This is a genomic window from Virgibacillus dakarensis, from assembly GCF_900155625.1.
GTDB lineage: Bacteria > Bacillota > Bacilli > Bacillales > Amphibacillaceae > Lentibacillus_C > Lentibacillus_C populi.
In genome coordinates this window covers 1,759,949-1,774,748 of sequence record NZ_LT732554.1, presented here as the reverse complement: position 1 = coordinate 1,774,748, position 14,800 = coordinate 1,759,949, and the positions used below count along the sequence as shown (strand labels likewise).

Here is a 14,800-nt window from a genome sequence, read left to right as displayed (position 1 = left end):
CTAATATTAATTCAGTTGTTTTTCCCTTACCTTCTTACGCTGCTTTTCATGTGCACGGTTGTGTGCTCGATATCGATCCTCTTCGACCTCATTGGATCGTTGCTTACCTAACGGAACAATAGAAGCAGCCAATTCTTTCAACCCTTCTTGATCCTTCTCGTATATAAAAGATGCCCTTGTAGAAATAGCTGCCCCTGGTTTTGTAACAAAAGGGACAACGCGATAGTCCGCCTTCCATTGTGAAGGTGTGACACGGCAACGAACATAGCCACGATAGTCATTAAAAAATTTGATATGTGGATTCTGCTCCAGGATTCGATCGGTATCCGCGCGTTTATCCGCTCCATTTCCACCAGATGTAATCGATGTTCCGACAAATTCTGCCCCCAGTAGACGAGAGTTTTGATCATTAAAATCAGCCAAAAGATTAGATGCCCAGCTCGCATGAACGTCACCCGTCAGAACGATCAAATTATTCATTTCTTTACTGGCACAGAGGTCCGTAATCCGCTCACGGGCAGGCGTATAACCGTCCCAGCCGTCCATGCTGTATAACGGCTCATCCTCGCTTTTTCCAAAGTTCTGTTTTGCGAAGAATATTTGCTGTGCCAGTACATTCCATTTTGTCTTGGAGTTGCTTAGGTTCTCCTTTAACCAAGCCTCTTGTTTTTCACCCAGTAGGGTACGAGATGGATCCAGTGATTCTGGTGTTTGCGGCGAACTAGTGTCGCCATTTGCTTGATCGGATCGGTACTGGCGTGTATCCAATACAAAGAAATTTGCTAGATCACCATAAGAGAAGCTGCGATATAACTGCATATCAGCCCCGTGCGGCATAGACGATCTTCTCAGAGGCATATGTTCGTAATATGCTTGATAGGCAGCGATTCGCCGCTCAATAAATTCTCCTACAGATTGATCTTTTTCCGGAATTACATCTGCATAATTGTTTTCCACCTCATGATCATCCCAGGTCACCACCCACGGAAACGCAGCATGAGCAGATTGCAGATCTTCGTCGGTTCGATATTGGGCATGCCGATTGCGATAATCCGTTAGCGTCTTGATTTCCGGCCCGCTGTGAGTTCTTACGTTACCTGAACCGGATACATATTCATTTGGACCATATTCGTATATATAGTCTCCGAGATGGAAAACGAGATCAAGGTCTTCTTTAGCCAAATGTTTATAGGCAGTATAGTAACCATGTTCATATTGCTGGCAGGAGGCAAAGGCAAAGGTAAGACTAGATACACTTGATCCATAGGCTGGAAGTGTTTTCGTTCTGCCAACTTGACTAGATTCACCTCCAGCATTAAAACGATAAAAGTAGACCGTATTGGACTGTAAACGTTCAACTTCTACATGAATAGAGTGGGCCAATTCCGGCCTTGCGATTGCCGTTCCACGCTGAACAATATGGTGAAAGCTTTCATCCTTTGCTAGCTCCCACTGTACAGGAATATTACGTGCAGGGGCGCCTCCGCCTTCGAGAGGTTTTGGAGCTAGCCTTGTCCACAAAACGACACTGTCAGGAAGTGGGTCTCCAGAGGCAACACCAAGCGAGAATGGATAGTCACTAAATTTTGCTTCCGCATCAACCTTAATTCCGCCCATTGATTGAGCAATTACCATTCCTAATGAAACACCAGCAATTTTTCCAGCCCCTTGAATAAATCCCCGTCTATCGACATTTTTTTGCATGGTTTCCTCGTTTAATTGTTGAATCAAGTCTTCCAGTGATTTTTCCCTTGACATATGATTTTGCTCCTTTCCTTATCCCTATTTATTTAAATCTATTCTAATTATATAATGTGGTTATTAATTCATTGTTAAGTTTGTAAAGGAGGCAAAATATCCTGATGGAAAAGGCAGGTAATATGTAACGGGATAATCGAAGGAGTTACATTAACTTTAACCTTAAATGGAGTTTTGGATCTAAGTAATTATGTTATTTTTAATGGCTCGTTCTTTAATCTTGGTCTTTAATTCCTGGTTTTATTAACATCGGATTAACGAAAATATAACATTTTAGTTTTGCTATAAATCCTTAATGAACTTGGGGATAATTTACACCATGCTGGACAAAAGCTAATAATCCCTATTCGAAATGATGTGATTTCCTTAGCACAACTAAGCTAATATCCCTTAACATTACTTGAATACCCTTTTAAAATCGTTGCACAATGCATATTATAAAAATATCTAGCCTCTAATGGAAAAATTGGTGCTTTTTATATACAGTTAACATTCTTGGTATATTTAGCTCGAATTAATGAAACGCCAGTTCAGAAGAAACAAGAAAAGAGCTTGTTGATCAGATCAAAAAACCCCTTTCCTAACAATATTAACTCGCAGCAAAAATTTACATAAGATAAATCTGCTAAAAAGTTTATGCACCTTTTAAACCGTTTCTTTTATTAAACACAACTTTTTTCATTCAGTTTGACTTTCAATTATTCCTTATCTAAAAATCCCTCCGGAAGTTTATTCTTCTATATTAACAATAATTTCCTAAATTTCTACTGTCTCTATGATCTACTCAAACGGATGCATTTCTATTTATTTCTGACATGCTTTACATAATCCATATAACTGGAGACTATGTGTCTGGATGATATACCCGTAAAAATCCTCTGCGAAATCTTCAATTTCATAGAATAACGGATAATCCATATCTTCAATTTTCCCGCAGGACTGACATACTAGATGATAATGATCAGATGTATTATAATCATACCAGCTAGAGCCGTTTACATATAATTCTTTGATGGCTCCTTTTTTCACCAAAAAACGTAAATTGTTGTAAACAGTGGCAATGCTTAAATTGGGAAAGTGTTTTTTTATGGAGCTGTATATCTGATACGCACTAGGATGATTCACTGTATTGGATAAATACTCAATAATGGCCAGTCTCTGCGAGGTTACCCGAATACCTGATTCTTTCAATGTTGTCATCGTTTCTTTCATCATTTTACCCATTGATTTCCATCCCCTTTAATCCGATTTTAGCTGTTAATACAGGTCAACGTGTGATGCGCGCTAAGCTATTTCATTTCTAATGAATTGCTTTGATTCTTATTTTCCAATTTTCTTAGCATACTCCAAATGGTGAATGCAGAATAACCTAACAGGATGACACCCGGGACGATCATCAACAGAAGAATTCCATTTGGAGACTGGGCAAAATGAATCAGATAACCGACGTATGGGACGGTAAGTCCTTGATATTCTCCAACCACATTATTAGGCAATACCGGTTCAATGTCGGCTGCATCGTTATTATCCCCTTTGGTAGTGTACTTCACTCCGCTATCTGTCATCGTAACATCTGCAATCCGATGGCTGATTAATTTTTTGTCCTCATCCTGGAACGTAATAACGTCACCTGCTTGAAATTTTTTACTTTCCTCTTCATCCACTGATTTTATGGCAATAATCGATCCCGTTTGAATACCAGGTTCCATCGACCCGGATAACACCGTTTTTAATTGATATCCAAATATTCCGGACTCCTGATTCGTCAGCTTATTAGAAAGAACGAGAGCTGCAACACTTACGATAAATAGGATGATAAGGACTGTTAAAATCCGATTTCCCCATTTTAATAGTGGTTTCAATTTTCCCCAGCCTCCCCAGAGCTATTTTCTTCCGAGTTCTGCTTGCTTTCCGCGTTAGTTGCTTCCTGCTCCTTATCCTCAACATTTGCTTTCTCAGAGCTTTCCAATGTATCTTGACCATCTTTCTCTACTTGCTGGTTGCTTTGTTCATCCGTTTTAATTGATTTTTCCTGATTCCATGTTCCAATGGCCAGGTTCCCATCTATACTGGTTTTGTCATGAAAAGAAGCGTGCGTACTTGATGCGGAAGACGTCTTACCATCTCTTTGGACGGCCTCAAAATTCCATTTAACTTTTAGTTTGTCTGCTTGGAAGTGATTTTGATTTCCGCCATTGTCAACGAATGTAAATTGAACTGTAAATGATTCCTTCCCACTACCGCTAGGAAAAGCATTTATCATTTGCTCGGGGTTATTAGTCAGCTGGGATAGCCTTTGCTGAAATAAAACTTTTTCTCCTTCCTTATCATGGTGGATAAGCTTCACACGAATATGTTCACCTAAATCATCTTCCTGGTTTGGCTCCCCTTTATCGACTACTTCATAGGTGGAATGCAGTAATACTTTTTCCATATCGATACTTCCATTGTTGGAGAGCTCTATCCGACCCTCAACGGTATCCCCGGGAACCATATTCTCAATTTGCATAAGTGTCTCCTTATCTACTTCCAGATTTAATGTACCATTGGTAATAAAACTGTCTGTTGCATGAGTATCTGTAAAATAGGCATAGGACCCCTCAACAATTAAACTCAGCCCAACTATCATCCCAGCGATACCCATTACCAACTTTCTTTTGATACTAATTTTCCTTCCCTCCCAAAACATGATTAAGTATGTAAAGGAGAGAGAAATCATCTCTCTCCTTTGATTCTATTTGATTACTACTATCTAGCCTCGAACGACCAATCAAGTTTTAGCTTGTCACCTTGGAATTGATTTTGATCCTCTTCCGTTTCTACAAATTCAAATGCAACAAACATCGTGTCATTGGTACCGGCCGGTAATCCACTTTGCTCTCCTCCAATACCAACAATATTCTTTTCTACCGCATCTGGACTCATATTTTGTAAATCATATAAAGTGGTAGAAAAAATGATATCGTTGTATCCATAGTCCTCGGATTTATCTGCATTTTCAAGGAAGTTTACCCGAATATGCTTTCCAAAGTCATCCGTGTTATCACCTTTAGCATCTTCCACCTCATAGCTGGTTCTCAGTATCACTTCCTTGATATCGACTGTTCCATTGTTTTCTAAATAGAAAGTACGAAACTCCGAATCTCCTGGTATCAGATTTTCCACATCTATAATTACTTCAGGGTCTAATGATAAATCCAATGTGCCCGCAGCAAAGGTATTTTGGGTTTCTGCCGTATCGCTAAAATAGGCAAATGTCCCTCCTGTTACTAAAACTAATCCAAGAGCTGCGGATGATAAGGCATAACCTAATTTTTTCTTAAAACTCATCATGAAAAATCTCCCCTTCTTTTTTATTATTTAAATGTCGAACAATTCTAGCACGTATATACCGGCTTCTATTCTATAAAATTGGCATACCATGACGATGAAAAGCAGCTGCTTCTAAACGAGACATCCCTTGAGCTTCGGCAAATGCAGTTAATTTGTCTGAGACCTTTGGTGCATAACTTTCCGGAGGTGCTGCATGCCCCATTAAACGACTTCTAGCCGCATTCCTATGTGAGAAAGGTCCCTGAATAGCCAGTGTTATACCGGGTGTTTGTATATTTACGAATAATGTTTTTCCATCTGGGGAAAATGTTGGACCAGCCAATTCGGAATCATTTAGTATGTTTTCTGCAAAGATATAAGTTGTTCCTTCTGGGGTTAAGCCGATAATGCGGTCTGAACCTCCACCATCTTCTACAATCCATAAATCACCCCATGGCGTAATCGTAATATTATCTGGGGCTTCTAAATCATTCGTTTCAGTAGATTCATAGAAAATCTCTAACGTATTCGTAGCTGGAATATAGCGATAGATTCTTCCCAAATTCTTATCCCCTGCATCTGTGTCAGAGAACCAGAATACACCATCCACAAAGTGACAGCCTTCCAATCGGGAAAATTGAATACATCCTTTATTCCGTGCATCCAAGGTAGGTTTCTCGGGATCAAGGTCTTTCCATACAATGCCAAATTTCTTGTTGCTATAGAAGTTGCTCATTTCATTCGAACTCATTTCCTCTACGGCAGCAGCTTGTAATTTTCCACCTTTTTGCAAGGAACCAATTTTTCCGCTAGGATCATTTGGAATATAACGATAGAAATAACTTTCTGGACCATCGTCTTCTGTCATATAGACAATGCCAGTTGCGGGATCTACGTCTACAGCCTCATGAGAAAATGCTCCCATTTCTCTGATAGGTGTTTTAGACAAGTCATTTTCAGGATCCAGTGGATCAACTTCAAATACATAACCATGTCCAGTATTTCTAGTTTCTTCACAAGTTAGCCATGTTCCCCAAGGGGTTCCTCCACCAGCACAGTTTCGAATCGTACCGGAAGATGTAACATATTCTTCATGCAGTTTAAGATCGGGACCTACGATAAGCGCGGTTGTTCCACCAGTATTTTTCTTGTCGTATGGATTTCGGCCGATTACAGGATTATTTGTTTGGCTCGTTAATTCGTGGTTACGGACAAGAATAGTAGAATTATGCTTTCCTTTAAATGCTGCCATTCCGTCAAATAATGCGGGAATCGGACGACCATCGGAAAGCCTCCCACCTTCTTCTGAAATAATTCGGTACTGGAATCCTTTCGGAAGATTCAAAATACCTCCAGAATCTTTAACAAGTGGCCCATATCCGCCAAACGAACCTCGCGATCTGGTTGCTGCGAGTGCTTTATTTCCATTCTCCCCCAGTGCTAAAAGACCGGTTGTTCCCAATGCCAGTGTTGCTGCTGTTACTCCACCAACCTTCAAAAAATGACGCCTGTCCATGTTCAAATGATTGCTCAACATGATTTCCTCCTTTTTTAGTATGTATGATTTTCCTTCTTTGGTGTCTTCAATTACTAGGTTAACAATCATTTTTTAAGTTATTGGTAAGCTATCGTAAAATTTCGGTAAATTATCTTCAATCATGCATATTTTTAAAAAATAGCATGTTAGAATGGCGTTAATAAGTAAGGAAAAGAGGGTGGGATATATGTTATCAAGTATAGGAATTCCAGGGTTAATTATAATTTTGATTATTGCTTTAGTTATTTTTGGACCGAAGAAACTCCCTGAAATCGGCAAAGCAACCGGTCAAACATTAAATGAATTCAAACAAGCAGCCCAGGACTTGACAAAAGAAGATGAAAAGGATGAAAGCGAAAAAACAGTAGAAACGGGTAAAAGTAAGTAACGTTCGGAAAAAAGATGAAGGTGCGGGGGAGACCCTGCATCTTCCTTATTCTGCTTTTTAAAAAAATCGCATTCGTTCGTCTTTTTGCAAAGTAATTTTATGAAGAAGAATAAGCTGTTGCTCCGCTAATGGTGAGAAGCCAAGCTTTTCCAAGAATGAAGGGGGATTGAAAATGGGTTTTCTAATAAAGTGGAAAAAAAGCAAAAATAATAAAGAAATGAATTTAACAGGGCATTTAACAGAGTTAAGAAATCGAATTATTGCTACACTAGTCCTGTTTTTCTTATTTTTCATGCTAGGTTTTGCATTTGTAAAAGACATCTATACTTTTTTTATAAATGATATAGATATTGACTTAATGGTGATCAGCCCGACAGAAATCATTTGGATTTATTTTCAAATGGCAGGTGTGGTAGCAATCACTGGAACAATTCCGGTTTTAGCATACCAAACCTGGGCATTTATTAGACCCGGATTAACTTCATATGAAAGAAGAGTTTCACTATCTTACATACCTTTTATTTTTGTCTTATTTATAATCGGATTGGTATTTGGTTATGAAATTTTCGTTCAATTCGTATTCCCATTTATCCTTACGTTATCGGAGGGAATGTTTGATGTCTTGATTACGGTGGATCGTTATTTTAAATTTTTATTCCAGACTATCATCCCATTTGCACTGCTGTTTGAACTTCCAATCGCAGCAATGTTCTTAACTACCCTTGGAATCATTACGCCAGATTACATGAGTAGAATAAGGAAGTTTGCCTATTTGGCCTTAATCATCATTAGTACCATGTTGACACCACCAGACTTACTGATGCCGCTTCTAGTCTCTTTCCCGTTTATTTTGCTTTATGAAGTTAGTATCCAATTATCTAAAGTTGTGTATCGGAAAAAGCTAAAGAAGTATGAGGAATTTATGAGGCAGGAGAATGCTGTTTAACATTTTTGTTTTAGCAGTTTCGAGTACCGCCAAATTATTCCATCTTAATCATTGGGGGAAGCACTTTTTCTTTACGTTTGGGGACTATTCTAAAATAAAGAAAGTTATGGTGAAATTTTACAAAAAGAGTCATTTCTTTAAATAGTTGTCTTGTCGCCCTTAAAAAGAGGGACATTACTCCAACAAATGTCTCTTTGCTGGAGTAATGCCCCTGATAGACGTGTTCATTTTAATCAGTTTTCTCTTATTGAATGCCATAATCTTTTGCAAAAACCATGTGGGTTTCAACCAAAACATCTCTTTTGTCTTCTTGGAGATTAAATACCCTTGCGCCGCGCAATCTGTGATCTTCATTCTCCCCCAAACCATAGGTGCCGAATCCTGTGCTTCCCGCATATCCCAACTTGATTCCATAATAGTTGCCGTCATAAGTATTCACATGGTCATGGCCAGAAAAGACGCCTTCCACGTCACCCCTTTCTAGCATAGCAGCAAACATGCCACTGTTAAACGGACCAGAGCACACGCATTCGTTCTTTTCTCCTGTGATATCATGCTTCTCGACAGCTTTGGCATGGCTCTCTTCTGTTCTTTCACTTGGGCTCGCGTACCACATATATTCAAACTCTTGAAGAGGAATATGCATAAATGCGAGTGATGGGACTTTATGGCCAGTTTGGTGTTCTAACTTTTGCGAAGTCTCGTAGTACCATTTTATTTGATCAAAACGGAGCCAGTCCCAATTTGGGTACCCTTCAAAATCTTGTCCGGCGATTTCCTCTGGAGCATATCTCCCGCTGTCAAACAACCAAATATTGAATGCTGCATTCTTTCCCTTGGAATCCTGGATTAACAGATTTGTGTTACCAGTCCCAGTGATATCCTTCGCTTCCGGCTTGTTCAGATTATATTTGTAGGACATATATATATCTAGCATATCTTCCTCATCAAGGCCGGTCTTCGATGTATGATCCGCGTCGTGGTTACCGAAAGTGACGACCCACTTCACCCCTCTTTCTTCCATTGGCTGAGCAATATTGTTGATAGCCTTCATGACCTCTCTAGATGTTTCCATATCACCATTTATACTGTCCCCATTCAACACAACTAGATCGGGCTTTTCGTCATCAAGTACTTTTTCCATTAGTTTTACAGTTCTAGGGTCGATATTCTCGTCATCTTGCATATCGTTAAACTGTACAATTTTAAACTTTCCATCGGAATTAAATTGAAGCTTCATATTGTCGTTTGGTTCTGCTACGGCTGAGCTGTTAAACCCATTCATCACTGCAATTAAAATAACTGCAATAAGCATTAATTTAGTCACTCTCATATAAAATCCCCCAATATCTTTTTTAATCAGTCAATTATAATATTACTAATAGAACATTAAGTGTAAGTTAATAAGATGTATGAATATTGTAAAGAATAAAGATTTAAATATTTTATGCACTGAAAATGCATATATGGGGGTTCAGTCGTCAGGATGGTACTACTAATCAATTAGAATGTAAACCCGACTACTAGCAGTGTTAATATATTAATGAGTATTATTCTCTATATTAACAACCATTCACAGACTGAAACATTGCTGCGTACAATGCAGCTTTGGTCTCTGATTTTGGCTTTAGATTTAGGGTTACTAGACAGCCCCAGTAGGTGGAATGAGCTCAGTTCGATAAATGTTTGTCGCAAGAAACATTAAGGAGTACGACAACGATTCCTATTTTAGTTGACTGGTAATAAAATTGGAAGCCTCACTTACTAAGAATATCAAAACTGGTGCTAGATCCCGGTCAGCATCTCCATAGTCACCGCCGAGTAGGCTGTCTTTTACAATCTTTATAAATGTGTTGCGGAATGTTTGGACTGTACTTACTCGATACCGCAATATTCATGGGTAATTTTTCTGTCCCTGTTAAACAACACATTGTCAAAATAACAGCAGTTAGAATCTCAACCTTAATCCCTACTCCACCTAAGCCCGGTCACTCTATAATTTCGAAAACCGGAAACACAGAGACTGCCCCAACAGCAATCATTCTGGGACAGTCTCTTAAAATAATCTCTTATTGCTTACTTGTTATCTTTATACTTCTTTAGGTATTTTTTCACCTTTTCCGGATCAGATTTCAGTTCATTTCCAGTATCTACAAGCGGACTAACCGTTGAAGAAGCCTTTAATTTGTTACCATGATAGAAGTCAAGAAACTCATCTTGATTAATCGAGTACAAAACAGCTTTTCGCAAATTTTCACTTTCAGCTACTTCCCTGTTTTCCGTATTGAATAATAAGTAGGTTACTGCATTGCTTTCAATACTTTGTCTCGTTAATTTATCATCCTTATCAACAACATCGTATTTGGTTTCCGGAACACCATAGTATAAATAAATTTCACTGTTGCGCAATGCAGAAAGTGTACTATCCGCATCTTTGATAAAGCGGACTTTAACAGTAGAAATTTTCGGTTCATGTTCTGTATCTTTCATGTAAGCGGGATTTTTATAAAAGGTTGCTTCATAATTATCTTTGGAAGATAAAATGTATGGACCGCTTGCATACAACGTATTATTGTACTTGTCACCTTCTGTTACTGTATCCTGGTCACCATAAGCAATATCTTTGTTTACATCGTAGGAATCAACATCGTACGTATTAATACTTTCCACTTGTTTTTTGGATACAATGCCTGCAGATTGATGTGCCAAATAGTTTAGTACTTGTGGAAATGGTTCCGTTGTTGTCAGTTTTATAACTTGATATTTTCCTGCTTCATTATTCGCTTTGTTCTTATCGGAAACAAGTTCACTAATATCTGTATCCAGCCCTTTTTCTAGTGCTGCTTTTATCGTATCGTCCCCACCAGATATCGTAACAGCTTCCAGTGCATCAAGATCTGTTACTACTTCGACATCTTTAATATGTTCATGTAACGTATATGTTCGATGATCGGGAACAGAATTTTTGTCTTTTGCCCTGTTTAAGGAGAAAATTACATCATCGGCACCAACGCGTTCCCCTGTATCTACTGCCTTGCCATCCTTGATTTCAGCAAAATTAATATCATCCCTTAATAAAAAGTAATAGTCAGAGTTACCTTCCGCTATGCCGAAATTATAACTGAGTGATCCGTCTGAAGTAACTTCATCATCATCCGTCAGATTTACAATACGTACATACATATTTGTATTAATCGTATTGATGGAACCGTCATTTCCTTTAATCGGATCCAGTGATGTTAGCGTTGAACTTTCCTGTGATAGCATAAGTGGATCTTTATCCCGTTTTGATTTATCCTTGAAATCAATTGTTTCCCAGGCAAGTGCACGGGATTTTGAGAGTCTAATAGAATCCTTATCCAATATGTCCGTGTTAATGCCTTGCGTTTTAAAGGAACCATAAAGTGGAACGATATATGCTTTATCAAATACAAGCTTCTGCTCTAACTGCTTATACGTTTCCACGTATTCTTCAGGTGTTTCGATACCTGCTTGATCAATCAGTTTGTCAATTTCGTCATCAGCAAGAATACTATAGTCACCACCGGTTTTAAATAGAGACCGGACCGCATAATCCGGATTTCCCGTTACTGTTGTCCAACTTGATAATGCAACGTCAAAATTTCCAGCGTCTTGCTGCGCTTTAAAACTGCCATAATCCGGCTGTAGATTCAGTTTTACATCAAAGCCATTTTTAATCAGCTGGTCACGAACAATATTTATATCATCTTCTGAACTGCTCATTCCAAGTATTTCGATTTCCGGATTTGACCCGTCTGAATTTTTATCCGAGTCGGCATCTTTTTCTTTAGAAACTTCTGATTTTGTTTCTATACAAGCAGTCAATAACAAAATCAAGCTAAACAATACAAGTAATAGTCTTTTCTTCAATCTGAACTCCCCCTGATATTTATTTAATCCATTTTCGGATCAAGTGCATCCCGCAATGCATCTCCTAAAAAATTAAATGACAATACAAGCGCAATAATAGCAAAGCCTGGAAAGATTGCCAGATAGGAATTAGACTCCAGGTATTCACTACCCAGTTTTAAAATGTTTCCCCATTCCGGAATATGTGGTTCTACACCAAGCCCAAGATAGCTGAGACTGCTTGTTGCAATAACAGCTCCACCAATTGTGAGTGTTGCCTTAACAATCATTGGCGCCAGTGAATTTGGAACAATATATTTAAAAATAATCGATAAATCACTTGAACCAAGCGCACGAGCAGAATCCACAAACTCATAATTCGACACCATCAATACATTTGCCCGCATCGTTCTTGCATAGGTAGGGATAGAACCAACACTAAGTGCAAGGATTAAATTAATCGTGTTTGCCCCAAAAGCAGCAATGATTGCGATCGCCAACAGCAGACCAGGGATGGCATACAGTACGTCAAGTAACCGCATTATTATATTGTCTGTTCGCTGACTATAATAGCCTGCTAATGCCCCAAATATCCCCCCGATAACTGCTGGGATTGCAGTCGATGCTATGCCCACAACAAGCGATATTCGTGCACCAAATACAATTCTTGAAAATACATCTCTACCAAAATTATCCGTACCAAGCGGATAAGCCGGACTTGGTGACTGAAGAATCGCACTGTAATTATTTTCAACCGCCATATCATAGTCAAACGTGAAATAGCTGCAAATTGATATGGAAAACGCTACGATGATAAAAAGCATACCTAACATCGCCGTCATATTTTGGGATATTTTTTCCCAAATCCCATTCCACTTACCTGTACCCGGCCTATAGTTGTTGCGGATTTTAATAAGCAAACTGCATCCCAGTAATAAGGCAAAGAAATTCCCAGTAACAGAAATGATAAAAAGCGGAATCACAATAAATATCATTCGTTGATCCACTGTATGTCCGTTTGCGTATCTCGCAACAATGAAAAGAACAGCTATCTGAAATAGTGTAATGATAAATAGAACAATCATGGCTATAGGAAATAGATTCGCAACATAAGGCTTAAAGACATTCAGCGCTGAAATGGCGATTATCGCTATCTGTGTAAGCACCATATATACAGCAAAGGTGTATTCCGGTGTCTGTTTCATTTTTATTAAATTAAGGGCAAAAATAACTATAAAAATATTTCCTGTTAATATACTGAAGAGTTGAATATACCCCCATTTTCTTGTATGTTTTTGTATTTCCCCCAACATTAACAGGTCTTTTTTTATCTTTTGTGTAATAACAATTTGCATCCCTGTAAATATTGCATACGCGACAAAAGCTATAAACAAATAAGGTTTTATAGTAAGACTAGTTATATCGATACTGGCCAATAACAAAACAATGGTAACAATCAGCGACAGGATACAAGTGAAATTGGCCTGTGTATATTCAACATATAACTTCAATGCATGTTCATGTTCGTTTTTATTCTCGTGAACTTTCCCTTTAATATTTAACATTGCTGCACCTGCTTTAATATTGTTTCATCTTTGAGCGGATACGCGGGTCAAAAAATGCATACATAATATCAATAATCACATTGACTAAAGAAATTGTAATCGCAACATAGACAACACCTCCCATGATCGCTGGGATGTCGGGAATAAATTGCTTGTCAACGATGTAACTGCCTATACCGCTTATATTAAACACTTTCTCTGTAACCGCCGCCCCGCCTAGCATTCCACCAAATAACAAACCAATCACCGTAATAATCGGTATCATTGCATTACCGATCGCGTGCTTACGTAAAACCTGTGACTGACTTAGTCCTTTTGATTTAGCAGTTATAATATAATCTTCGTTAATCACTTCAAGCATCGATGAACGCGTCATCCTTGCAACAGATGCCGTAAGTGCTGTGCCAAGTACAATGACAGGCATAATCATGGATAACCAGCTCTCCGGATTAAACGTAGCTGGCAACCATTTCAGTTTGATTGAGAAGCCTAATATGAATAAAAGGCCTTGCCAGAAATTTGGAATAGACAATCCTATCAACGCAATAAACATGAATGTATAGTCCAAAAATGAGTTACGTTTCATCGCTGAAATGATTCCAATTGGGATAGCAACCAATACTGCCATAATTAATGAGATTACAGTTAATTTAAAGGTTACAGGAAACCGGTTAGCAATACTTGCCGCTACATCCTCTTTTCCTTCAAAGGACAGTCCAAGATCAAACGTGGCAATTCCTTTCATCGCTTCCCACAATTGAATAAAATAAGGTTGATCAAGCCCATGCAAATGATTAAACGCTGCAATCTGATCTTTTGTTGCCGTTTCTCCAAGAATATTAGCCGCCGGATCAAACGGTGATAAGTACAAAATAGTAAACACAAAAAATACAACACCGACCACAACAAATATCGTCATGAACAGTCGTTCAACCAAATATTTGATGTAAGGGTTACTATATAAAAGAATGAAGCTATACATAAGCAGTCCCGGAATAAACGATAAATATAAAAACAGTCGTTTTAATAAAAGCTGTTGAAAGGTGCCAGCAAATGTTACCCTTTCTCTTCCTTGTTCTTTTAATTTTTTTGTTGTCTTTTCAGCAAGTGTTTTGTCAAAATACTCAGCTGTCCACTTCTCCACTTGATTATCTATTTGCTTTTCACTTATATCAGTATTAAAAAATTTCCGTTTCTGTACTAGCTCATCCTTAAATTCCAGCTTCATTCTTTCACTATATTCTGATGAAAGCAAGGATTGTTTTATTTCTTCACGTATAGAAAAATACGCATCATTTTTCTTTCGGAATAAATAGATGACAAACACATATAAATAAACTGGCAAGCCCAAAATAAACAGGATAAATTGATATGTATGCCTGTGTTGCATCTTTCCATACGTATATGGAATCAACCCTGGTAGA

General features: G+C 38.3%; 12 protein-coding genes. 2 read left to right on the top strand and 10 right to left on the bottom strand.

The window, feature by feature from the left end:
* Positions 1-6: 6 nt before the first annotated feature.
* The 6 genes from CZ382_RS18200 to CZ382_RS18175 all read right to left on the bottom strand — a co-directional run bounded on the left by CZ382_RS18200 (position 7) and on the right by CZ382_RS18175 (position 6,607).
* Positions 7-1,704, bottom strand: a complete 1,698-nt coding sequence (locus CZ382_RS18200; RefSeq protein ID WP_407701332.1) for an alkaline phosphatase D family protein — start codon at positions 1,702-1,704, stop codon at positions 7-9.
* An 858-nt stretch (positions 1,705-2,562) separates the two neighbouring features.
* A complete protein-coding gene (locus CZ382_RS18195; protein ID WP_088052593.1) occupies positions 2,563-2,982 on the bottom strand; it encodes a Fur family transcriptional regulator in 420 nt (139 codons plus the stop codon).
* A gap of 65 nt (positions 2,983-3,047) precedes the next feature.
* Positions 3,048-3,620, bottom strand: a complete 573-nt coding sequence (gene sipW / locus CZ382_RS18190) for a signal peptidase I SipW (protein WP_088052592.1) — start codon at positions 3,618-3,620, stop codon at positions 3,048-3,050.
* Positions 3,617-4,447, bottom strand: coding sequence for a TasA family protein (locus tag CZ382_RS18185; protein WP_268811348.1), 831 nt, complete (start codon positions 4,445-4,447; stop codon positions 3,617-3,619). Before CZ382_RS18185 ends, sipW begins: the two co-directional genes overlap by 4 nt.
* Before the next feature lie 59 nt (positions 4,448-4,506).
* The gene (locus CZ382_RS18180; RefSeq protein WP_088053535.1) at positions 4,507-5,088 is read right to left on the bottom strand and encodes a TasA family protein; all 582 of its coding nucleotides are present in this window, start codon (positions 5,086-5,088) and stop codon (positions 4,507-4,509) included.
* Between the two features lie 73 nt (positions 5,089-5,161).
* Complete coding sequence (locus CZ382_RS18175; RefSeq protein WP_088052590.1) at positions 5,162-6,607, bottom strand: alkaline phosphatase PhoX; 1,446 nt, start codon at positions 6,605-6,607, stop codon at positions 5,162-5,164.
* Positions 6,608-6,794: 187 nt separating this feature from the next.
* Between CZ382_RS18175 and tatA the strand changes: the two genes are divergently transcribed.
* On the top strand, positions 6,795-6,995 hold the full coding sequence (gene tatA / locus CZ382_RS18170) for a twin-arginine translocase TatA/TatE family subunit (RefSeq protein WP_088052589.1): 201 nt from the start codon (positions 6,795-6,797) through the stop codon (positions 6,993-6,995).
* 172 nt (positions 6,996-7,167) lie between these two features.
* A complete protein-coding gene (tatC, locus tag CZ382_RS18165) occupies positions 7,168-7,941 on the top strand; it encodes a twin-arginine translocase subunit TatC (RefSeq protein WP_088052588.1) in 774 nt (257 codons plus the stop codon).
* Between the two features lie 244 nt (positions 7,942-8,185).
* On the opposite strand, the gene CZ382_RS18160 is transcribed toward tatC, so the two are convergent.
* From CZ382_RS18160 to CZ382_RS18140, 4 genes are all read right to left on the bottom strand, one after another.
* Complete coding sequence (locus CZ382_RS18160; RefSeq protein WP_088052587.1) at positions 8,186-9,274, bottom strand: metallophosphoesterase family protein; 1,089 nt, start codon at positions 9,272-9,274, stop codon at positions 8,186-8,188.
* Between the two features lie 743 nt (positions 9,275-10,017).
* Complete coding sequence (locus CZ382_RS18150; protein WP_088052586.1) at positions 10,018-11,832, bottom strand: ABC transporter substrate-binding protein; 1,815 nt, start codon at positions 11,830-11,832, stop codon at positions 10,018-10,020.
* Positions 11,833-11,855: 23 nt separating this feature from the next.
* A complete protein-coding gene (locus tag CZ382_RS18145) occupies positions 11,856-13,376 on the bottom strand; it encodes an ABC transporter permease (RefSeq protein ID WP_088052585.1) in 1,521 nt (506 codons plus the stop codon).
* Positions 13,377-13,389: 13 nt separating this feature from the next.
* Complete coding sequence (locus tag CZ382_RS18140; RefSeq protein WP_088053534.1) at positions 13,390-14,766, bottom strand: ABC transporter permease; 1,377 nt, start codon at positions 14,764-14,766, stop codon at positions 13,390-13,392.
* Positions 14,767-14,800: the final 34 nt, after the last annotated feature.

Bases quoted from the DNA above. Each gene is read 5' to 3' on its own strand.
- CZ382_RS18200 (WP_407701332.1), bottom strand. From the start codon at position 1,704: ATGCAAAAAAATGTCGATAGACGGGGATTTATTCAAGGGGCTGGAAAA.
- CZ382_RS18195 (WP_088052593.1), bottom strand. From the start codon at position 2,982: ATGGGTAAAATGATGAAAGAAACGATGACAACATTGAAAGAATCAGGT.
- CZ382_RS18185 (WP_268811348.1), bottom strand. From the start codon at position 4,447: ATGTTTTGGGAGGGAAGGAAAATTAGTATCAAAAGAAAGTTGGTAATG.
- CZ382_RS18180 (WP_088053535.1), bottom strand. From the start codon at position 5,088: ATGAGTTTTAAGAAAAAATTAGGTTATGCCTTATCATCCGCAGCTCTT.
- CZ382_RS18175 (WP_088052590.1), bottom strand. From the start codon at position 6,607: ATGTTGAGCAATCATTTGAACATGGACAGGCGTCATTTTTTGAAGGTT.
- tatA (WP_088052589.1), top strand. From the start codon at position 6,795: ATGTTATCAAGTATAGGAATTCCAGGGTTAATTATAATTTTGATTATT.
- tatC (WP_088052588.1), top strand. From the start codon at position 7,168: ATGGGTTTTCTAATAAAGTGGAAAAAAAGCAAAAATAATAAAGAAATG.
- CZ382_RS18160 (WP_088052587.1), bottom strand. From the start codon at position 9,274: ATGAGAGTGACTAAATTAATGCTTATTGCAGTTATTTTAATTGCAGTG.
- CZ382_RS18145 (WP_088052585.1), bottom strand. From the start codon at position 13,376: ATGTTAAATATTAAAGGGAAAGTTCACGAGAATAAAAACGAACATGAA.
- CZ382_RS18140 (WP_088053534.1), bottom strand. From the start codon at position 14,766: ATGCAACACAGGCATACATATCAATTTATCCTGTTTATTTTGGGCTTG.